18 protein-coding genes are annotated in these 20,771 nt (G+C 70.9%); 9 read left to right on the top strand and 9 right to left on the bottom strand.

Features of this window, described 5'->3' with window-relative positions:
• The first annotated feature begins 74 nt into the window (after positions 1-74).
• The 6 genes from WC969_10305 (at position 75) to WC969_10330 (ending at position 9,306) form a co-directional block, all read left to right on the top strand.
• Positions 75-389 (top strand): ferredoxin family protein, encoded by a 315-nt coding sequence (locus WC969_10305; protein ID MFA6030236.1) that lies wholly within the window; start codon positions 75-77, stop codon positions 387-389.
• Complete coding sequence (locus WC969_10310) at positions 386-2,275, top strand: C39 family peptidase (protein MFA6030237.1); 1,890 nt, start codon at positions 386-388, stop codon at positions 2,273-2,275. Before WC969_10305 ends, WC969_10310 begins: the two co-directional genes overlap by 4 nt.
• Positions 2,272-4,215 (top strand): N-acetylmuramoyl-L-alanine amidase, encoded by a 1,944-nt coding sequence (locus WC969_10315; GenBank protein ID MFA6030238.1) that lies wholly within the window; start codon positions 2,272-2,274, stop codon positions 4,213-4,215. Before WC969_10310 ends, WC969_10315 begins: the two co-directional genes overlap by 4 nt.
• A complete protein-coding gene (locus tag WC969_10320) occupies positions 4,212-5,057 on the top strand; it encodes a GAF domain-containing protein (GenBank protein ID MFA6030239.1) in 846 nt (281 codons plus the stop codon). The genes WC969_10315 and WC969_10320 overlap by 4 nt, the downstream gene beginning before the upstream one ends.
• 472 nt (positions 5,058-5,529) lie before the next feature.
• A complete protein-coding gene (locus WC969_10325) occupies positions 5,530-7,347 on the top strand; it encodes a S41 family peptidase (protein ID MFA6030240.1) in 1,818 nt (605 codons plus the stop codon).
• 87 nt (positions 7,348-7,434) lie between these two features.
• Positions 7,435-9,306 (top strand): adenylate/guanylate cyclase domain-containing protein, encoded by a 1,872-nt coding sequence (locus tag WC969_10330; GenBank protein MFA6030241.1) that lies wholly within the window; start codon positions 7,435-7,437, stop codon positions 9,304-9,306.
• Positions 9,307-9,436: 130 nt separating this feature from the next.
• Here WC969_10330 and WC969_10335 read toward each other — a convergent pair whose 3' ends face one another.
• Positions 9,437-10,090 (bottom strand): hypothetical protein, encoded by a 654-nt coding sequence (locus WC969_10335; GenBank protein ID MFA6030242.1) that lies wholly within the window; start codon positions 10,088-10,090, stop codon positions 9,437-9,439.
• A 216-nt stretch (positions 10,091-10,306) separates the two neighbouring features.
• Between WC969_10335 and WC969_10340 the strand changes: the two genes are divergently transcribed.
• Together WC969_10340 and WC969_10345 are read left to right on the top strand one after the other, a co-directional pair.
• The gene (locus tag WC969_10340; GenBank protein MFA6030243.1) at positions 10,307-10,897 is read left to right on the top strand and encodes a L,D-transpeptidase family protein; all 591 of its coding nucleotides are present in this window, start codon (positions 10,307-10,309) and stop codon (positions 10,895-10,897) included.
• Between the two features lie 18 nt (positions 10,898-10,915).
• Positions 10,916-12,409 (top strand): S41 family peptidase, encoded by a 1,494-nt coding sequence (locus WC969_10345; protein MFA6030244.1) that lies wholly within the window; start codon positions 10,916-10,918, stop codon positions 12,407-12,409.
• A 148-nt stretch (positions 12,410-12,557) separates the two neighbouring features.
• Here WC969_10345 and WC969_10350 read toward each other — a convergent pair whose 3' ends face one another.
• Complete coding sequence (locus WC969_10350) at positions 12,558-13,724, bottom strand: hypothetical protein (protein ID MFA6030245.1); 1,167 nt, start codon at positions 13,722-13,724, stop codon at positions 12,558-12,560.
• A gap of 187 nt (positions 13,725-13,911) precedes the next feature.
• On the opposite strand from WC969_10350, the gene WC969_10355 reads away from it, so the two are divergent.
• The gene (locus WC969_10355; protein ID MFA6030246.1) at positions 13,912-15,846 is read left to right on the top strand and encodes a TonB-dependent receptor; all 1,935 of its coding nucleotides are present in this window, start codon (positions 13,912-13,914) and stop codon (positions 15,844-15,846) included.
• Here WC969_10355 and WC969_10360 read toward each other — a convergent pair.
• The 7 genes from WC969_10360 to WC969_10390 all read right to left on the bottom strand — a co-directional run bounded on the left by WC969_10360 (position 15,843) and on the right by WC969_10390 (position 20,771).
• Positions 15,843-16,157, bottom strand: a complete 315-nt coding sequence (locus WC969_10360; GenBank protein MFA6030247.1) for a DUF190 domain-containing protein — start codon at positions 16,155-16,157, stop codon at positions 15,843-15,845. The genes WC969_10355 and WC969_10360 overlap by 4 nt on opposite strands.
• On the bottom strand, positions 16,154-16,546 hold the full coding sequence (gene crcB, locus WC969_10365) for a fluoride efflux transporter CrcB (protein ID MFA6030248.1): 393 nt from the start codon (positions 16,544-16,546) through the stop codon (positions 16,154-16,156). Before crcB ends, WC969_10360 begins: the two co-directional genes overlap by 4 nt.
• Before the next feature lie 214 nt (positions 16,547-16,760).
• Complete coding sequence (locus WC969_10370) at positions 16,761-17,189, bottom strand: hypothetical protein (GenBank protein MFA6030249.1); 429 nt, start codon at positions 17,187-17,189, stop codon at positions 16,761-16,763.
• Positions 17,190-17,282: 93 nt separating this feature from the next.
• Entirely contained in the window at positions 17,283-17,804 is a 522-nt protein-coding gene (gene folK / locus WC969_10375) for a 2-amino-4-hydroxy-6-hydroxymethyldihydropteridine diphosphokinase (protein ID MFA6030250.1), read from the bottom strand.
• Positions 17,801-18,166 (bottom strand): dihydroneopterin aldolase, encoded by a 366-nt coding sequence (gene folB / locus WC969_10380; protein MFA6030251.1) that lies wholly within the window; start codon positions 18,164-18,166, stop codon positions 17,801-17,803. Before folB ends, folK begins: the two co-directional genes overlap by 4 nt.
• 39 nt (positions 18,167-18,205) lie before the next feature.
• Positions 18,206-18,547, bottom strand: a complete 342-nt coding sequence (locus tag WC969_10385) for a 4a-hydroxytetrahydrobiopterin dehydratase (GenBank protein MFA6030252.1) — start codon at positions 18,545-18,547, stop codon at positions 18,206-18,208.
• A gap of 1 nt (position 18,548) precedes the next feature.
• Positions 18,549-20,771: an ATP-binding protein gene (locus tag WC969_10390; GenBank protein ID MFA6030253.1), complete on the bottom strand. Its 2,223-nt coding sequence runs from the start codon at positions 20,769-20,771 to the stop codon at positions 18,549-18,551.

Here is a 20,771-nt window from a genome sequence, read left to right on the forward strand (position 1 = left end):
GCGCCGCTCATTCCATAATCCTCTCCGATGTTCTAGAATCGTTCACCATCGCGCGCGCGCGCGGGGAGGACATCATGCCCCATGTCGTGACCGAGAAGTGCCTGGGAGAAGTCTACGCGGCCTGCGTCGAGGGCTGCCCCGTCGAGGCGTTCCACCCCGGCGAGTACAAGGGACAGCCGTTCATGGTCATCGACCCGGACCTCTGCATCGACTGCGGGGTCTGCCTCCCCGAATGCCCGATCGGCGCCATCGTCGGCTCGGTCGACGACAGCCCGGAGTGGGCGAAGGTCAACGCCGAGCTCTCCCCCGTCTTCAAGAGCAACCCGAAGGCGACGCCTCGCGACCAGAAGGAAGCCCCGCACAAGCCGGAGAACAAGCTGGTCAAGTGAGGCTGATCCACCTCTCCCCGCGCGACCTCGAAGGCGCTTCGACCGCGGGTCTGCGCCGCCTGAGCTTCGAGAAAGGCCTCCTCGAGGGCTCGGGGACCCTGGAATCCCCCGTCCTCGAGGCGGCCTTCCCCTTCGACCGCCTGCTCGGCTCGTGGAGCGCCGACGTCCCCGTCGGCGCCGCCGTCGAGATGCGGGTGCAGGTCCGCGCGGGCGGCGCCTGGTCGAAGTGGTACCGGCTTCCCCGCTGGGAGGAAGGCGCCTCGACGAGCTTCCCCGACCAGGCCGACGAGGTCGGGCGGGTCGGCGCCGACACCCTGCTGCTCGCGCGCAAGGCCGACGCCTTCCGCTACCGCCTCATCCTCGAGGGCGGCCGCCGGGGCAAGCCGCGTCTGCGGCGCGTGGCGGTGAGCTACGACGACGCCTCCCTCCCGCTGCCTCCCGCCGCGCCGTTCGTCCACGGTCCCTGGGTCCGGGAGCTCGAGCTCGCCGCGCGCTCGCAGATGGAGGAGGACGAGCGCCACCGCAACGACATCTGCAGCCCGACTTCGCTCGCGATGGTGCTCGAGTACTACGGCCGGAAGCTCTCGACGGAGAAGGTCGCCGCGCTCGTGCGCGACACCGGCGCGGGCATCTCCGGGAACTGGACGCTCAACGTCGCCTGCGCGGGAACCCTCGGCCTCTGCGGCGAGGCGGCGTGGCTCCCCTCCCTCGAGGACCTCCAGGAGGAGATCGCCGCGGGCCGCCCGGTCGTGGTCTCCATGACCTACTCGGAGGACGAGCTCCACGGCGCCCCGCTCAAGCGCACGAAGGGGCACCTCGGCGTCGTCGCCGGCTTCACGGCCGAGGGCGACGTCGTCGTCTACGACCCCGCCGCCCCGGACCGCTCGAGCGTGCGCCGCGTCTACCTCCGCCGCGAGTTCGAGCTCGCTTGGCTGCGCAACAAGCGGGGATTGAGCTACCTCCTCGCCGAGCGCTTCCCCGAGGAGCTCCGCGTAGGAGTGGCCACGGCGGACCTGCGCACCGCGCCGCGCGCCGCCTCGCGCCCCGACCCGATGGACCGGCTCCTGGGCTCCCAGCTCCTCTACGGGGAGCGGGTGCGCGTCCTCTCCGCCCGCGGGGACTGGGCGCGCGTCGAGGCCCTCGAGCAGGAGCACTGCGCCCGCGACGGACGCTGGTCGGGCTATCCCGGCTGGGTGCGCGCCGACGCGCTCACCAAGGGCCTGCTGCCCTACCGCCCGGGGAACGTCCTGCGCGCCAAGCGCACCGAGATCCACGCGGACGACGGCTCGGTGGACCTCACCCTGCCGCTCGGCGCGCGCCTCTCCTCGGAAGGCGCGTCCCCGCGCGACACCGTGGTCCTCGTCGACGGGCGCCGCGTCCACGTCGAGACCGGCCACCTGCGTCCGCTCGAGCCGCCCGCGCCCGCCGAGGTCGCGCGCCGGGAGATCCTCGAGACCGCCGCGCTCTTCCTCGGCGACCGCTACGTCTGGGGCGGGCGCTCCTCGCTGCAGCGCCGCGCCGGCTGGGGCGTCGACTGCTCGGGGCTCACGCACCTCTCCTATCGCGCGGTGGGGCTCTCGATCCCCCGCGACGCGCACGACCAGTACCTGCGCTCCCGGCGCCTGCGGCGCGAAGAGCTCCGCCCCGGCGACCTCGTCTTCCTCACCGCGGGGGAGCGGAGCGACGAGATCGACCACGTCATGCTCTACGCGGGCGGGGACGGCCTCATCGAGAGCCGCAGCCACCCGGGGAAGACCCTGCGCACGACCTTCATGGAGCGCTTCGGCGCCGCGCTCGACTCCGTCGAGGACGGCGCCGTGCTCCTCGACCGCAGCGGCCGCAAGCCGCGGCGACGCAAGATCCGCTTCGGAGGCTTCCTGCCGTGAACCTCCTCCTCCTGCTCTTCTGCGCCGCGGCGTCGGCGCAGACCCCGCCGCCCGCCGTCTCGACGGCGACGGCGGCCGAGACCGCGGCGGGCTCCCCCGCTCCGAAGAAGCCCGCCGTCCGCCGCCGGGCGGGCGCGAAAGCCGTCTCCGCGCAGAAGCCGGCGGCCAAGGAGCCGTCCCGGCCGACCGGGCCCTCGGTGATGGTGGTCTATCCGCCGGAAGGCCAGGTCCTCGACGGCGTGCGCGCGGCCTTCATCCTCGGCGCGGTGAACGCCCCCGAGCGCCCGTTCCGGGTCAACGGCGTCGCGGTCAAGCCGCATCCGAAAGGAGGCTTCCTCGCCTACGTCCCCGTCGAGCCCGGAGTCTTCACCTTCCGCTGCGAGCTGGACCTCCCCGGAGGGACGACGACCTGGACGCGCACGGTCCAGGTGCGGACCCCGGCGCCGCTCCCCCCCGTCGACCCGCCCGCCATCCTGCCCGAGACCGTGGAGCCCTCCGAGGACGTCGAGCTGCGCCCCGGGGACTGGCTCACGGTGCGCATGCGCGGCTCCCCGGGGCTCCTCGCCTCCTACACGATCCACGGGGTCGCCGGCGCGCTCCCCATGGCCGAGTCGAGACCCGGAGTCTACGAGGGCGCCTGGCAGGTCCGCGCCGGAGACCGCTTCCAGGAGTCGGAGGTCGTCATCACCCTCAAGGGAACGGCGAAATCCCCCGCCCGCGCGACGGCGCGCGGCCGCCTCACCGTGGCCCACCAGCCCCCCGGCGTCGTCGCGGTCCGCAGCGAAGGCATCGTCAACGTGCGGGGCGCGCCCGGACAGGGCTACATCCTCTTCCCCCCCACCGGGACCCGCTTCCTGGCCACCGGCCGGTCCGGCCGCGAGCTGCGCGTGCGCCTCTCGGAAGGCCTCTCGGGCTGGATCGACGAGCGCGCCTTCGAGTGGCTGCCGCCCGGCACCCCGCCGCCTCAGGCCGTGCTCGGCGACGTCTCGCTGGCCGGCGGCGAGGACTCCGCGACGGTCGTCCTCGACCTCTCGCAGAAGGTCCCCTTCCAGGTCGACGAGGACCCCGGCCTCTCCGAGATCCGCCTGCGCCTCTACTCGACGGTCCCGCACGTCAACTGGCTCGCCTACCGCGAGGACGACGCCTTCGTGCGCAGCGTGGACTGGACCCAGCCCGAGAACGACGTCGTCGAGCTGCGCGTGCGCCTCGGCGAGCGCGTCTGGGGCTACGACGCCTCCTGGAAGAGCGGCCAGCTGCGCCTGGAGCTGCGCCGGGCTCCGCGCATCGCCCCCGCGCCCTCCTCCGTGTTCAAGGGCCGCGTCATCGCCCTCGACCCGGGACACGGCCCCTCCGCGCCCGGCGCCGTCGGGCCGCGCGGGACCTGGGAGCAGGACGCCAACATGCGCCTCGCCCGCGACGTGCAGGCGCTCCTCGCGCTCGAGGGCGCGCAGGCCTTCCTCACGCGCGGGACCGAGGACGACGACGTCCCCCTCGGCGAGCGCACCCGCCGCGCCTGGGCCCGCCGGGCCGACCTCCTCCTGAGCATCCACAACAACGCGCTCGCCGACGGTGACGACCCCTTCGCCCGCCCGCACGGCTCCGCGGTCTTCTTCTACCACCCGCACAGCCAGGCGCTCGCCGCGGCCGTCTACGGCGCCTACCGCCGCCTGGGCCCGCTGCCCGGAGAGGGTCTGCGCTACGGGAACCTCTTCGTGGCGCGCGCGCCCCAGATGCCTTCGGTGCTGACGGAATCGGCCTACCTGATGTTCCCAGCGCAGGAGGAGCTCCTCCTCGACGCCGCCTCGCGCAGGAAGTTCGCGGCGGCGATGGTGGAGGGTCTGAGGAGCTTCCTCGAGGCCGAGCGCCGCCGTCAGGGCCCCGCGGGAGCGACCCCCGCGCGCGCACCCCAGACGAAGAAGCCCCGCAGGGAGGCCCGATGACGGGCATCGACCGGCTCTACGACGTCCTCGAGTTCCTCTCCACGCTGCGCGAGCCCGAGGACGCCAAGGTGTGGTCGCGGGTCCTCGAGAAGACGGCCGCCTCCCTCGGCGCCGCCTCCGGCGGCTACCTCTGCTCGGACGCGAAGACGCGCCTGCTCACGCCCTTCCACGCCGTGGGCGCGGAAGCCTCCTCGCGCGTCCCCGTCCCCTCCGGGGAGGGGATCTGCGGCTGGGTGGCGCGCTACCGCGAGCCGGCCCTGGTCGCGGACACGGCGTCCGAACCGCGCTACCGCCGGGAGCTCGACGGCCCGGCGCGCACGCTCATGTGCCTGCCGGTCTTCGACCGCCTCGACTTCGCGGGAGCGCTCGTCTTCGCCGACAAGGACGGCGGGCCCTTCACCCCGGAGGACCTCCGCTTCGCCGCGACGGTCGTGCAGCAGACCGCGATGACGCTGCGCCGCCTGCGCCTGGAGGGGATGCTCAACCGCGTCACCGCCTACAACTCGAGCATCCTCGACAACCTTTCGGGAGGCTTCATCGCGGTGGACCTTCGCGGGCACGTGATGATCTGCAACCCCGCGGCGCGCCGCATCCTCGCGGTCCAGGGAGACGTGACGGACCTTCCCATCGAGAACGCGCTGCCGAACCTGCCGGACCTCGCGGCGGTGCTGCGCCTGGCGCTCTCGAGCAAGCAGACCGTCAAGCGCCGCGACCTTCCCTGGAAGCTCGACGGGAACCCCCGCCTGCTGGGCTACAGCACGCTCCTCATCCAGGACGCCGACGGGAAGTTCACCGGGGTCGGCGTCACCTTCCAGGACATCACGAAACCTGCGGCCGCCTGAAGGCGGCCGCAGGTTTCGTGCTCTAACCCACACCCCTCCTCCCCAAAACACACGTTCCTATCGGGAACTCGAGGCTGGGAACAACTCCATCTAAACACTGCCGGGAAATCCAAAGGATTTCCCGGCAACAGAAGAGGCCGTCGGACGACCCCGTGGGTGCGATTTCTCCGTCGACCCTGCGCTGGTCCGAACCGGCCTCTACATACATAGCATTGCGCCGGAAGCCGGTCTTTACAAGGTCTTTCTGATGTGACCTGAGTCACGCTCCTCCCGGGACATCCCGGGTCTTTCATCACCGCGAAGTATCCAAGCGCGCGCCGTTCGGTACCTTCCCGTATAGGCCCATTTCCCCTCTCCGGGTGCCCCGGAGTGCCCATGCCCCTCGCCGGGCTCCGGACTATCCTCTGCTTGGACGCCCCCCGCGGGGCGCCGGAACGAAGACGGAAGCCCGGGACCCCGGAGGTCCATCGTGATGAAGAGCGCCCTGACGCCGATCCTCTCCCTGCTGCTCGCGGGAACCGCCGCCGCCCAGGTCACCTATGTCCCCTATTCGGCCGTCCGGGGACAAGCCCTCGGCCGCGACAACTCCGCCCCCGCCGTCGGGTTCGCCGTCCCGGTCAAGTACCGGATGGAAGGGCCCGCCGTCGAGAAGCGCACGACCGCCCCGAACCTCACCGCGGCGCACGTCCAGCGCCTCTTCGAGGGGCTCGCCGCCGTCGAAGGCTCCTCCGGCCGGGTCTTCACCCTCGAGCCGAAGCACGCTCAGGCCATCAAGACCATCTTCGACAAGCTCGACGCGCAGATGCCCGAGCCCATCACCGCCCAGCGCTGGGACGAGATCATCGACGTCATGCTGAAGACCTGCCGGGAGAACTTCGCGAAGAGCGGCTTCAACTGGGACAAGACCATGACCCAGGCGCTCGACGAGGGCGTGATGAAGGCGCAGATGCCGCCGAACATCACCGAGGAGCAGGCGAACGACCTCATGGCCCGCGTCATCGGCATCATGGAGAAGGTCGACCGCAAGGAGTCTCTCTCCGACCAGCAGGTCGCCCGCCTCATGCAGGGCCTGATGATGATCGACTCGAAGTTCGTCGACCCCATCAGCACCGAACGCTGGGACGCCATCCTCAAGGACATGGGAGACCTCGCCGAAAAGGAGTACGCCGGCAAGGGCCGGAACTGGGACACCGTCATCGACCACATGCTCCAGAGCGCGATGACGGCCCTCAAGGAGCCGCACTCGGTCTACATGGACCCGGCTCAGGCGAAGATGCTCTCGGACTCGATGAGCGGGACGCTCATCGGCATCGGCGTCGGCGTCTCCTCCGACACGAAGGGCATGAAGCTGGACACGATCTACCCCGGCTCGGGCGCCGAGAAGGCGGGTCTGCGCGAGGGCGACGTCATCGTCTGGGTGCGCGACGTCGGACAGGGGAAAGTCGGCCGCTCTCTGGCCGGCCTCAAGCTCGACGACGCGGTGAAGCTCGTGCGCGGCGAGGAGGGGACGATCGTCGAGGTCAAGGTCCTGCGCGGAAGCGAGACCGTCGGCCCCATCCCCGTGACCCGCAGCAAGGTGGAGCTCCCCAACGTCTTCTCGAAGATGGCCGCCCCCGGGATCGGCTACGTCTACCTGCTGCAGTTCTCGCAGAAGAGCGACGAGCGGGTGCTCGGCGCGGTGCGCGAGCTGCGCGGGAAGGGCGCCAAGTCCGTCATCCTGGACGTGCGCGGCAACCCGGGCGGCATCGTCCAGATGGTGGCCTCCATCGTCTCCGAGTTCTTCAAGGACGGAGACCTCATCGTCGCCTTCAAGCATCAGGGCAAGACGGCCTTCCAGGCCGTGACCGAGGGGAACGGCGAGTTCGTCGACGTGCCCGTGGTCGTCCTCGTCGACGACGGCTCGGCCTCCGCCAGCGAGATCCTCTCCGGCGCCATCCAGGACAAGCGGCCCGGCTACGCCGTCATCGGCAGCCGCAGCTACGGAAAGGGCACCGAGCAGGTCATCCTCCCCCAGCTCGACGGCCGCGCGCTCAAGATCACCGAGAACCGCTGGTACACGCCCAACGACCGCAACATCGCGGCCCAGGCCGATCCCAAGACCGGCCTGGAGATGCCGGGCACCGGCGGAGTGGTCCCGAACCTCACCGTCGAGGTCTCCGAGGATCAGCGCGGGAAGATCATGAAGAGCATCATGCAGGACCTCTTCGGGAGGAAGCAGGAAGGCGAGCGCCCCCGGGACCCCGTCCTGGAGAAGGCGATCGAGGTCCTCTCCGGAGCCAACGCCGGATAGGTCGGGGTCCGCGCTTCCTCACTCCCGCCCCTCCCCCCCTCGGGGGAGGGGCGGGTCGTGAAGAACCCCCGCAGCCCCTTTCCCCTCATGCAAAAGCGTCCCGGAAGAACCTCGTCCTGGCTTCGCGCAGCCGCACTCACCGGCGCGGCCGCGCTCGCCGCGCTCGCCGCGGCCGGCGGGATCATCGCCGGTCTCCGCCTCGAGGTCGTGACCGCCTCCCTCTTCGTCGGCCCTCTCCTCGGGCTCCTCGTCGGGAGCTTGCTCGGCCGAGCCTGCGGGCGCAAAGGATTCCTCCTGCCGCCGCTGCTCATCGTCCTCCTCCTGGCCGCGGGCCGGCTCGAGTTCGGGGTCGCGTTCGGCGCCGGCGCCGCCCTCCTGCTCCTGACCCTCCCGCTCTTCTCCGCGGCGGGGGTGCTGCTGGGCGGCTGGCTCTCCGACGACGCGGGCCGCGCGGGAGCGGGCGAGACCCCCTTCGTCTACGGGCACGCGCTCTTCGCCGTCGCCCTCTCCGGCCTCTGCGCGGGGTTCATCGGGGATCAGGTACGCTCGCTCCTCCCCTCCGCGTGGGCCGCGCCTCCCGCGCTTCCCGGGGCCTTCGCGGCCGCCGGACGCGTCCTGGCGTACGCCGGGCTCCTCGTCCCGGCGGCCCTCGTGTGGTGGCTGCGGCCCGTCCAGCGCTTCCTCTCCGGACGGCATCCGGACGCGAAGGCGGCGGCGCGGGCGCGGGCGGAGCGGCTGCCCTACTTCCTCGCCGTCCTGGGCGCGGCCTGGGCCCTGCCGCGCATCGCCGGCGGGATCGTCCTGAGCGCGACCCTCGCGTCGCCGGCGCCGCTCTTCCGCTACGCGCTGCCCGCGGCCGCGGAGGCCTACTATCTGGCCTACCTGTGCCTGCTCTACTTCGAGCCCTATCTCTTCACGCGGGTGACTCCCAGGCTCCACGCGGGAGACGAGCTCTACGCGCGCAAGGACGGGCCCGCGCTGAGCATCCGCCTGCGGCTCTGGCTCATGGTGCTCAACCTGGTCGTGCTCCCCATGCTGCTCATCGCGGCCTCGCTCATCGAGCAGCACAGCTCCCTGGCGGCCGTCTGGCCGCTCCCCCTCGTCGTCCTCATCGTGGCGCTCTGCTGGCTCGTCGGCTACTGCGAGGTCCTCTATCAGAGCATCACCCGGCCGCTCGACGAGCTCGCGCGCAAGATGGAGGCCGTCGCCGGCGGGGACCTCACGGTGCGGACCTCGGTGCTCTCGAGCGACGAGCTCGGGAGGATCAAGTCCCACTTCAACGGCATGGTGGAGGGTCTCGCCGAACGCGAGCGCCTGCGCGACACCTTCGGACGCTACGTCTCCGTGGAGGTCGCCAAGCAGCTCCTGCGCTCCGGACGCATCGAGCTCGGCGGCGAGAGCATCACCGCGACCGTGCTCTTCTCCGACATCCGCGATTTCACGCCGATGAGCGAACGGATGCCCCCCCAGGAGCTCGTCGCCTTCCTGAACCGCTACTTCTCCTACATCACCGAGCCCGTCGCCGCGCACCGCGGGGTCGTCAACAAGTTCATCGGCGACGCCGTCATGGCGATCTTCGCTCCCCAGTTCGGCTCCGCGGAGCACGCGGCCGACGGAGTCCGCGCCGCCCTCGCCATGCGCGAACGCCTCGCGGCGTTCAACGCCGGAGGCTTCGTACCGCATCCCGTCCGCTTCGGGGTCGGGATCCACACCGGGGTCCTCGTGGCCGGGAACATCGGCACGGAGAAGCGCCTCGAATATACGGTCATCGGCGACACGGTCAACATCGCTTCGCGCATCGAGTCGCAGACCAAGACCCTCGGCTGCGACCTGCTCATGAGCGACGCCGTGCATGCGGCGCTGCCCGAGGACCTGCGGGCCGGCCTGCGCGCGGAGCGCTGCGAAGGAGTCCGCGTGAAGGGGAAGGAGAGCGCGCTGGTCCTCTATAAGCTTCTCTGAAGGCGGCGAAAGAAAAAGGAGCCGGGAATCCCGAAAGGGATTCCCGGCTCCTCTTTCAACAGACGACAAGACGAAAGCTCCCCCTCCTCCGTCCCCCTCCCGCAGGAGGGGGCAGTGAGGAAAAGGGTCCCTACTGGATGGATACCCTGGACCCTCCAGAATCATACACCAGCGCCACCCGCATGCTGGGGACGATGGCCGCGGCGGAGCCCGAGTAGACCTCGACGCCGGCGATGAGGTTCCCGTGGATGTCCACCTGGAGCTGGGTCAGGGCGCTGTTGCTCGCGTCCGCGTACTCCCGGTTCCAGCGCAGGGTGCCGAAGCGGTCGTACTTCCAGATCCGAGCGATGGAGCGGCCGTCTCTGAGCACGCGGCCGCCCACGTAGATGTTCCCGTCCCGGTCCGCCGCGAGCGCGGTCGGGACGTTGCGGCCGCCGTCCGTGAAATCCGTCTCCCAGTCCACCGAACCGTCGAGCCGGTAGCGGATGAGGTTCATGACGCGGGAGCCCCCGCGTCCGCGCAGGGAGGTGATCAGCAGATGGCCGGACGGATCGGCGGCGACGGTCGCGGCCTGGAGGTCCGAGCCGACCGAGCGCCGCCAGTCCTCCCACAGCAGGGCCCCGGTCGCGTCGAGCCGCTTGACGTGCATGTAGACGTCGAGGCCGTCGGACCGGTTGCTCACGGAGTAGAAGCCGCCCTGGGCGTCGGTGACGGTGAACGGAGTCTCGCCGGCCCACAGGGGACCCGCGGCGAGGAGGAGTGCGCATAGCGCTGTTCTTTTCATGCCTCGATTCTAACAGTCCTCCCCTCCGGCTCCATACGACCGCGCCCCCGGCCGCGCGCTTGATCCCGGTCAACGATGGCGGTCGTACGGAGCCGGAACAAACCGCTGATGGATCCGGTCTTCCTGGAAACTCCCGCGGATAGGCCGGATGCTGGGACCGCGCGGCCCCTTTGCCCATGCTTCTGAAAAAGGCGGAGGGCTATCCTGTCGGTACCGATGCCCCGCTGTCTCGCGCCGCTCCTCCTGCTGGCCGCGTTCGCCGCCCCCGCGCGCGGCTTCGACGTCCCCCCCGCGAGCGGCGCGCCGCTGCCGCAGCAGGAAGTCCGCGCGCGCTGGGCGCGCTCCGCCTGCGCTGCGAGCACGACCCCCAGCGCCCGGAAGGGCCCCGCCCGCACCGAGCTGATCATCGTGCTCAAGTCTCTGCGCGAGATGGCCCTCTGCGCGCGCGGGGAGCTCCTGGCGCACTACCGCGTGGCCCTCGGACCGAACCCGCTGGGGCACAAGCGCCGCCGCGGGGACGGACGCACGCCGGAAGGGTTCTACCGCGTGACGATGAAGCAGGACTTCTACCACCGCTCGCTGCGCCTCTCCTACCCGAACGAGGACGACCGGCGCCGCGCCCGAGAAGACGGCGTCGACCCCGGCGGCGGAGTCCTCATCCACGGCCTCTCCGACTCCAAGGAGGGGCTGGGGGAGCTGCACGTCCTGCGGGACTGGACCGAGGGCTGCATCGCGGTGACCAACGAGGAGATCGACGAGGTCGACCGGCTGACGCCGGTCGGGACCGTCGTCGAGATCCGCCCTTAGGACCGAGAGGACATCGACATGAAGAAGACCCTGACGGCGTGCCTCTCCATGCTCCTGCTCGCGGGCGGCGCCGCGGCTCAGCTTTCCTACGTCCCTTTCACGGAGATCCGCGGGAAGGCCCTCGGCCGCGACGCCGCGGCCCCCGGCGTCGGGTCGGCCGTCCCGGTGAAGTACCGCGTGGAGAACCCGCCCGACGGGCAGAGCGCTCCCCCCCCGAACCTCACCGAGATGCAGACCGACACCCTCCTCGTGCGGCTCGCCGGCATCATGCAGGCCGTCGACGGCAAGCGCTCGATGACGCACGCTCAGGCCGTCCGGCTCATGCAGGGCCTCATCACCATCGACTCGAAGTTCGTCGACCCCGTCAGCACCGCGCGCTGGAACGCCATCCTCCAGGACGTCGGCGACGTGGCCGAAAAGGAATACTCCGCCGAAGGCCGCGACTGGGACGTCGTCATCGATCACATGCTCCAAAAGGCGATCCAGGACCTCCGGGAGCCGCATTCCGCCTACATGGACCCGGCGCAGGCGAAGGCCGCCGCCGATTCGTCCAACGGGACCTTCACCGGCATCGGCGTCGTCGTCTCCCCCGACGCGATGGGGATGCGGCTGGACACGCTCTACCCCGGCTCGGGCGCCGAGGCGGCGGGACTCCTCGAGGGCGACGTCATCGCCTGGGTGGACGGAAGCTCCGTGTCGGGCCTCGCGGTCGACGACATCGTCAAGGTGGTGCGCGGCGAGCCCGGGACGGTCGTGAAGGTCAAGGTTCTGCGCGACGGGAAGCTCGGAGAGCCCGTCCCCGTGACCCGCAGCCGCATCGCGATCCCGAACCTCTTCTCGCGGATGGCGGCGCCCGGGATCGGCTACCTCTACCTCCGGCAGTTCTCCCCGTCGGTCGACGAGGCCGTGCTCGCCGCGCTGCGCGCGCTGCGGGAGCAGGGGGCCCGCGCCCTCATCCTGGACGTGCGCGGCAACGGCGGCGGCCGCATCGCGGCGGTCTCCTCCATCGCCTCCGAGTTCCTCAAAGACAAAGACCTCATCGTCGCCTTCAAGCACCAGGGGAAGACGGCCTTCCGGAACGTGACCTCCGGGGACGGGGAGTTCTCCGGCGTCCCCGTGGCCGTGCTCATCGACGAGAAGTCGGCCTCCGCCAGCGAGATCCTCTCGGGCGCCCTGCAGGACAAGCGCGCCGGCTTCACGGTCATCGGCAGCCGCAGCTTCGGGAAGGGGACCGAGCAGGTCACCTTGTCCCAACCCGGCGGCCGCGCGCTCAAGCTCACCGAGAACCGCTGGTTCACGCCCGACGACCGCAGCATCGCGGCCGAGAACGACCCCGACGGCAACGAGCTCCCGGGGACCGGCGGGATCGTCCCGGACCTCGTCGTCGAGGTCTCCTCCGCGCAGCGCGTGCAGGTCATGAAGAGCATCCTGCTCGACCTCTTCGAGCGCCCCCAGAACGGCCCGCGCCCCCAGGACCCCGTCCTGGAGAAGGCCGTCGAGGTCTTACAGTAGGGTTCGTTCTTCCTTACTGCCCCCTCCCCTCTCGGGGGAGGGTCGGGGAGAGGGAGAACCTTGGCCGCGATGAGACCCCGAGAAGGCTCGGGGGCGGGTAAGGGGTGGGGGAGGACATGAGGGAGCCTATCGCTCGGGGAATGACTTCCTACTCGAGCTCGGAGGAGTGGCCGGGGTTCTCGGCCGCGTCCCGCTCCGAGAGCGTCTTGAGCTCCTCCCAGCCGATCCCCCCCGCGGGCTCCGGGCCCGGCCTCGGACGGACCCTCCCGGCGAGCGCCGTGCGCAGTTCGCCGAGGGCCCTCTGGAGCCGGGCCGCGAGCCGGACGCCGTAGCGGGGGTCGTCGGGCGCCGCGCGCAGCGCCGCGAGCAGCGCGGCGCCCTCTGAGGATCGCAGGACGGCGGCCTGAGCGCGCACGGCGGCCTCCGTCTCGGCGCAGTCCGCGAGTTCGTCGGGCAGGCTTCGGAGCTCCCCCTCGACCTGAGCGTGCAGCTCCGCGAGCTTCGGCCCGAGGCCGTGGAGGCGCTCGAAATGCGCGATGCGCCGCTGCGCCCTGCGGACGGCGGCCAGGGACTCCGAGAGGTCCGCGCGCCGGCGCGCGAGCGCGCGCAGGCGGGCGTCGTAGGCCGCGAGAGGGTCCCGCATCTCCGGAAGGTCGAGTTGGACCGCGTAGCCGGGGCTCCAGAGCTTGAGCTCCTCCCAGCAGGCGCGGGGGTCGTCGAGGACCTTCCAGGCGTTGAGGACGTCGAGGGTGAGCGGGCCTCCGCGCTGGACGGCGGCCGCGTAGCCGACCAGACGGGCGAGGACCTCGTTGGAGAGGTCCCAGCGGAGCACCTCGGCATAGCGCGGGGTCTCGCGCAGGACCCGCTCGGCCAGGAGCAGGTGGCTCAGCTCGTGCGCCACGGTGCCCGCCGCCTGGAGCCGCGCGGCCTCCGGGTCGCGGAAGCGGAGGAAGGCCGCGTTGAGGTCGATGTAGCCCGCGGCGTTCGCCACGGCGCTCGGAGCGCCCGAGATGCGCTCGACCCCGTCCTCGACGACGGACTCTCCCTCCGGCCACTCCCGCAGGAAGAGCCCGTACGGACGGCCCCGGCGGCCGCTGGCGGAAGAGAGGTCGTCGAGGAGGCCTCGCCCGGCGGGGGTCGCCCGCAGTCCCGCCAGCACGGCGCGCAGGAAGGACATCTCGCGGCGATGCTCGGGCGAAGCGGCCCCCGCGCGCTCGGCTTCACGGGACGGGAAGGGTTCGAGCGCTGCGGCCGCCGCGCGCGGCGGGGCCGCGAGCAGGAGCGCGAGGAGGAAGGACGCACACGACGAACGCACGCCTCAGAGTAGAGCGCGCGCGCAAACGCCGCCTGAGCTGTTAGGTCCATGCGCGGCCCGTACGGAAGACCCGGGAAGTGCGCCCCTCCTCGTCGCCCCCTCCCGGACGATTGACGGGCCCGGAACATATCCCTATACTATTTGTACCGTTGATTGCTTTCATTGCGTTGGACAAAGACGCCGGTCCATGAACAAAACGCTTCTTCCGACCGCCTTCACGCTGGTCCTCGGCCTCCTTTCCCCGGGAACGGCGCGCGCCGCGACGCTCGAAGAGGACATGCTCTTCTTCTCTGAAGAGGCGAAGGTCGTCACCGCTTCCCGTCGGGAGCAGCCCCTCCAGACGGTCCCCATGGCCGCGGACGTCATCACCTCCGAGGAGATCGAGGCCTCCGGGGCGACCTCCCTGTGGGACCTGATGCGCTTCCGGGCGGGGATGGACGTCCTCAACGGCCGCTCCGTCGACGCGCAGCGCGGGATCGTCGCCATCCGGGGCTTCCCTCAGGAATACGTCCACAACATCCAGGTGCTCCTGGACGGGCGGAGCGTTTACGAGCCGATCGACGGCGGGGCCTACTGGGAAGAGCTGCCCGTGCAGATGCAGGACATCGAGCGCATCGAGATCATCCGGGGGCCGAACGCGGCCCTCTACGGGTCGGGGGCGGCGCTCGGCGTGATCAACATCATCACCCGCAGGCCGAACGGCCCCACGAAGGTCTTCCTGCGCTCTTCCGGCGGCAGCCTGCACTCCGTCGAGACGGCCGAAGCCGTCGAGAGCGCCGCCGGCCCTCTGGCCTACCGCGCGAGCCACAGCTTCCGCTATCAGGACGGCTTCCCTTACGCCGACGGACGCGGACGGGGGAACGACCACCTCCGCGGCCACAAGGCGAACATCCGGACGCTGTGGAGCGGGAGCGCGGGGACGACCCTCGAGTTCTTCACCGGCGGGTCCTGGACCGACAGCGGGCTGAAGGCCGAGCCCCGCGGCCAGAGCCACTACGCCCAGGACTTCGAGATGCTCAAGCTCTCCCAGAAGCTCGGGGATCGCTCGACCGTCGAGGTTCTGGGCTCCCGGAACAACTACATCCAGACGATCTCCCCCGCCGTCGTCCTGCACGAGGGCGAGATCCAGGCGCTTCAGTACGACGCCGAGATCCTCCACCGCCTTTCCTGGTGGGACGACCGCCTCGCCACGACCTATGGGCTCAACCATCGCCACGTCCGCACGAACTCGGTCTACTATTTCGGCTCGTCGACGCCCGAGGAACACCTCACGAACGGCTACTTCAACCAGTCGATCCAGTTCTCGGAGAAGCTCGCGCTGACCGGAGGGGTTTCCGTCGAGCACTGCAACATCGGCAGCGGCGGGACGCAGCCCAACTACCAGGTCGCGCCCATCTGGACCCCGGTCCCCGACCACTCCCTGCGGGCCTCCTACTCCGTCGCGCACACCATCCCCGTGATCTACGCGACCGACGCCCATCAACTCCTGGCCGACGGAGGGCTCTTCGGCAGGAGCCCCGAGCTCAAGCCGCAGACGGCGGCCTCCTACGAAGCGGGCTATCGGGGAACGGCGAACGAGAAGCGCCTGCAGATGAACGCCAGTCTCTATTACACCGAGATCCACGACATCGACACCTTCGCCACGAGCACGAACGATCCCGCGTACGCGTACGTCCTCAGCTTCAACAACAAGGAACGCGCCATCGCGCGCGGCGTGGAGACCGAGCTGAGATATCGCTTCAGCGCGAGCCGGTCCGTCTATCTCAACTACACCTACGAGCACATCTCGGACTGGAAGAACAACACGACCGAGGTGACCCGGAACACCCCCGCGCACAAGGTGAACTTCGGAGGGATCGCGGCGCTGGGCGGAGGGTTCACGGGGACGCTGAACGTCGGCTACAAGGACGCCTACCTCACGTCCTCGACCTCGCGCAGCGTGACCGGGGCCGTCCCCTCCCATTGGCGGCTGGACGCGCGCCTCGCCTACGCGCTGCCCGGAAGGGAGAAGATCAAGCTCTTCGCGGCCGGCCAGAACCTGCTTCAGCCCGAACGGGTGGAGTTCGCCGACGGACTCACGACGCCCCGCACCTTCCAGGGCGGCGTCTCGATCGAGTTCTAGGCCGTCTCGCCGAACTCGGCGGGGACCTTCGCGTAGACGAGCCGGACCTTCTCAGCCCTCAGGAGCGCGAGCAGTTCGCGTTCCTGCTCCCCCGTGACGATGAACTCCACCTCGACGGCGAGGTCGCCGGCGAGCTCATAGAAGTGCTGCTCGTGCAGGACCCCGTGGCGGCCGAAGCCGGCGATGGCGCGGAACGCCGAGCCGCCCTGCAGGCCCAGCCCCTTCCCCTTCTGAAGCAGCCATTCGTAGAGCACGGCGCTCCCGTGCTTGCGGGACTCGTGCATGTAGAAGCGCAGATAGGACGCCTTCATGTGCCCCTCCGGGACAGCCAGCCGACGGCGGCCATCCCCGCGAACGTCATCGCGACCGAGCCGAACAGGTGCGCCCCGACGAGCAGCGAGGTCCACCCGTACTGCCGGCGCAACAGCAGCGTCGCCGTCTCCGCCGAGAAGGTCGAGAACGTCGTCAGACCGCCCAGGAACCCGGTCATCAGAAGGAGGCGGCTCGTCGGGCCCAGCGCGTCGAAGCGGACCACCAGGCCCATCGCGACGCCCATCAGGAGCCCTCCGACGAGGTTCGCCGCAAGGGTGCCCAGCGGGAGGGTCGGCAGCAGCGGGTTCAACGCGAGGCCCAGCGCCCAGCGCAGCCAGGCGCCGAGGGCGGCTCCCGCTCCGACGGCTATCAGGCCCGAGAAACTCATACCCGGCGCCGTCCTCTCGGTGCCTGACACCCGGCACCCCTGGCGTGTCTGGCACCGCTCGATTCGGCGCCGGGCGTAGGAAAGTGTACCGCGTGCCTAGAGCAAGTGATTGGGATTCTCCCCCTCCCTGCCCTCGCTGCCGCCTTCGGCGCCAGGAGCGAGCGCAGTAAGGAATCTGATAGCTCGCACTCCCGAAAGGGAGGGAGTCAAGGACTTAACGCAGCTTCAGTCGGCTTCCGCCGCCGCCGGGGAGGCCGCCGAGGCCGCCCGGGCCGAGGCCGCCGGGGCCCATGCCGCCGGAGCCGCCCTGCGGGAGCACGAGCGAGGAGCTCGCCCGGCGCCGCATCTCGCGAAGTTCCTCCATCGCCTCGTTGAAGGCCGCCTGGACGGCGGGGCCGTACTTGGCCGCCGCCTCCTCGAGGTTCGCGGCGTCGATCTCGAAGCTGAGCGGCAGGGCGCCCGCGTTGGTGAGGAGCTGCGCCTCGCCGACGAAGAGGACCTTGCGGCCGGCGTCCGGAGAGCCGTCCGGCTTGATCGGAGCGAGCCGGCGCAGCACGCCGGTCTTCCGGTCGGTGAAGACCTCCTCGCGATAGAGTTCCTTCGCGTCCATCTGCGGCTCGGGGGCCTTCCCTTCGGGCTTCATGTCTCCTCCGGTCGCGGGGAACGCCTTCGGCGTTTCCCGCGTTTGCTTAATCGAGCTTAACGGAGACGGAAAGCCCCGCTGGGGATTTCCGTCTCATACCCCGAAGCGGTCTTTGAGCCGCTTCGAGAACTCCGGCAAAGGTTCGAGGACCTCGCGCTCGCGCTCCCCGATGAGGCGCGCGAGGGCTTTCCCGTCGTCGGGAAGGCGCAGGTCCGGGGAGAGTTCGAGGAGCGCCGCGGCGAGGTACGGCCGCTCGCGCAGGTCCGGGTCGGGGAGGGAGAGGCCCTCCTCGCGCACGACCTCGTCGCCGCAGAGGAGCAGGTCCAGGTCGATGGGACGCGGCCGATAGCGGTCCTCGTCGCGCACGCGGCCGAGCCGCGTCTCGATGCCCCGCAGGACCCTGGACTTCAGGTCGCGCGGGGAGAGCTCCGTGCGCACGCGGGCGACGCCGTTGACGAAGGCCGGCTGTCCCGCGGGGCCGACCGGCGCGGTGCGGTAGAAGGTCGAGAGGCCGGTCAGACGGAGTTCCACGGCGAGGGCCGCGACGGCGCGGGGGATGTTCTCCTCCGGCCCGACGTTGGAGCCGATCCCGATGAAGGCCTCGGTCCCGCTCATCCGGCGCGCTCCCGACGGACGACGACGCTCACCGTGCGCGCGAAGCGCAGGGCGCCGGGCTTCTCCACCTCGACCTCGACGGCGCGCACGCGCGGCTCCTCGAGGCAGAGCTCCGCGACGCGGCCGGCGAGCGCCTCGATGAGCTTGTAGGAGGAGGACTCCACGACGGCGAGGATGCGCTTCTTGACCGCCTTGTAGTCCACGCTGTGGGCGAGGTCGTCGCGGCGGGAGGCTTCGGAGAGGTCGGTCTCCATGCGGACCTGGATCACGACGTCCTGCTTCTCGCGCCGCTCCTCCGGATAGAGGCCGACGATGCAGCGCAGGGCCAGGTCCTTGATGCGAATCTCGTCTCGGGACGCCATCGCGGGTATTATAGCGCCGTCGGAGCCGCGGGGATACTCTCAGAGCCGGTCGACTTTGGAGGCGAGAAGGAAGTCGTTCTCGGTGAGGCCCCCGGCCTTGTGCGTCCAGAGCTCGAGAGCGACCTTCCCCCAGGAGAGGCGGACGTCGGGATGGTGCCCCTCCTCCTCCGCGAGAGCCCCGACGCGGACGACGAAGGCGAGGGCCGCGCGGAAATCCGGGAAGCGCCAGGACTTCTCGAGGCGTCCCTTCTCGTTGAGCGACCAGCCGTCGAGCTTCGTCAGCAGAGCGCAGGAGCGCTCGAAGCTCAGCGAAGGCCCGCCCTCACGGCAGGGCGCGCAGCGCGCTCCCGCCGCCGCGGCCCGGACGATCGGAGTCTTCATCTCAGGCCCCCTCCCGCTCCTGCGGGTACGGTTCCCGGGCGTTGAGCTCGGCGTAGAGCGGGTGCGCCGCGGGCGCCTCCGAGGCGAGCGGGAGGGTGAAGGAGAAGGTCGTGCCGCGGCCGGGCTCGCTCTCCAGCCAGAGGATCCCCTGCTGGCGCGCGACGAGCTCGCGCACGATCGAGAGACCGAGCCCGACCCCCTCGCGGCGCTGTCCCTTGGCCGTCACCTGGACGAACTTGTGGAAGATCCGCTCCTGGTCCTCCGGGGCGATGCCGCAGCCGGTGTCCTTGACGCTGAGGACGACCTGCCCGGGATGGGCCGCCCCACCGGCGTCGGCCGAGACCCGGATGCTCCCCCCCTCCGGGGTCGACTTGATGGCGTTGGAGATGAGGTTCGTCAGGATCTGCACGACGCGCGCGCGGTCCCCCAGCGCGGCGACGGCGTCGTCGTCGAGGCCGTCGGTCGTGACCTCGAGGGCGAGCTTGCGCGAGAGGGCCCACGGGCGCAGTCCATCGGCGGCCTCGCGGACCGCCGCGGCCACCGACATGGGCTCCGGATGCAGGACGAACTTCCCCGCCTGGATCTTCGAGAAATCGAGCATCTCGTCGATCATCTTCCCGAGCCGGATGCTGTTGTCGCGGCTGATCGCGAGGAAGCGCTTCTCCTGCGGTCCCAGCCGCGAGGCGGCCAGCTGCTCGACGAGCTCGAGGGCCGAGCGCATGGACGCGAGCGGCGCCTTCAGCTCGTGCGTCACCTGGGAGATGAAGTCCTCCTGCAGCTTCGCGGCCTCCCGGTACTTCGCCGCCGCCGGGAGCACCCCGTAGGTGCCGATGACCCGGCCTTCGTCGTTCTGCAGCAGGGCCATGGAGCTGCGGAACGCGGAGGTGACCTCGTCGACCCCGACGACGTCGAGCTTTCCCGCCTCCTCCGAGGAGGCCGCTGCGCCGATGGAGCGGGCGAGGGAGACCATCCCGTCGACGGTGTCCACGCTCTCGAGGATCGGCTTGCCGGCGATGTCGACGAGCTTTCGGCCCGTGATGCGCTCGGCCGCGGGGTCCATCATGAGCACGCGCCCCTCGCGGTCGACGACGACCTTGCCTTCGGCGAGAGTGGCGAGCACCCCCTCGGTGCGGATGCGCTCGTCGAGCACGCGCTGGGCTTCCTGCTGGAGGTGGCGCGTGCGCTCGGCGACGCGATGCTCGAGCGCCCCCTTGATGGCCGCGACGGCCTCGGTGTAGATGCGCACCCGCTCCTCGGGATCGGTCACCGCGTCCTCGACGAGCGATTTGAGGATGGTCCCGAAGTTGGTGCTCGTCACCGTCGCTTTCGACGACGCCTCCGCGCCGCCCTTCGACTCCGCCCGGGGCACGGAGGGCTCGAGCCCTGTCGAGGGGCTCGGGGCCGGCACGGAGCTCCGTCGGAGGGCCGCCGGAGCGGGGGCGGGAGCCGCAGGAGGCTTCACCGGGCTGGGCGCGGGGGCCAGGCGGAGGGACTCCTTCCCCGGAGCGGCCGCCGGCGGGAGCGCGGCCTTCGCGGGAGCCGGACCCTGGGCCGCGCTCGGGGACGGGACGGAACCCCTTCGAACGGCCGCCGGGGACGCCGGACGCTCCGGCTCGCGGCGCAGACCGGGCGAAAAGCGCCGGGGCTCCGGGCGCGGGGACGGCGCGGCGACGCGCGGCCCCGGCGCGGGCGCGGGAGCCGGAGCGTCCTGGGAGTAGGTCGGGTCGGCGGCGAAGCGGATGCCCTCGAGGTGCACGTGCACGACGTCCTTGCGGCGCAGGTACTCCGCCGGGTCGGTGCTCGCGAGCCGGGTCGCCGGCAGGGCCGCGAGCTCGCAGAAGGCCTCGAGCTCGTAGGGCTGCATCCCGGCCAGGAAGGAGACCACGTCGAAGGGGCGTCCTCCGAACACCGCCGCCAGGGAGTCGCTGAGGTGCGCGTCCCCGACGACCATCCCGTTGACGACCCAGCGCCCTTCGACGAGCGTGAAGGCCGCCTGGCGCCACTGCATGCGCGCGAAGAGCTCGGCGAGGGCCTTGCGGCAGTCCCGCATCGCCGCGACGGGGACCGGGTGGATGCTGCTGTAAAGGGCCACGGACTTCACCGCCTGGCCCAGCGCGTGGAGGAACTCGCGGACGACCGTCATCGCGTCGCGCGCCGCGGCGTGCGGGGCGAGCGCGCCTTCCTCCGACTCCTCCCATCGTCCTGCGGCTCCCTTGGCATCCAT

The organism is Elusimicrobiota bacterium (genome assembly GCA_041660925.1).
GTDB lineage: Bacteria > Elusimicrobiota > Elusimicrobia > UBA1565 > UBA1565 > JBAZUV01.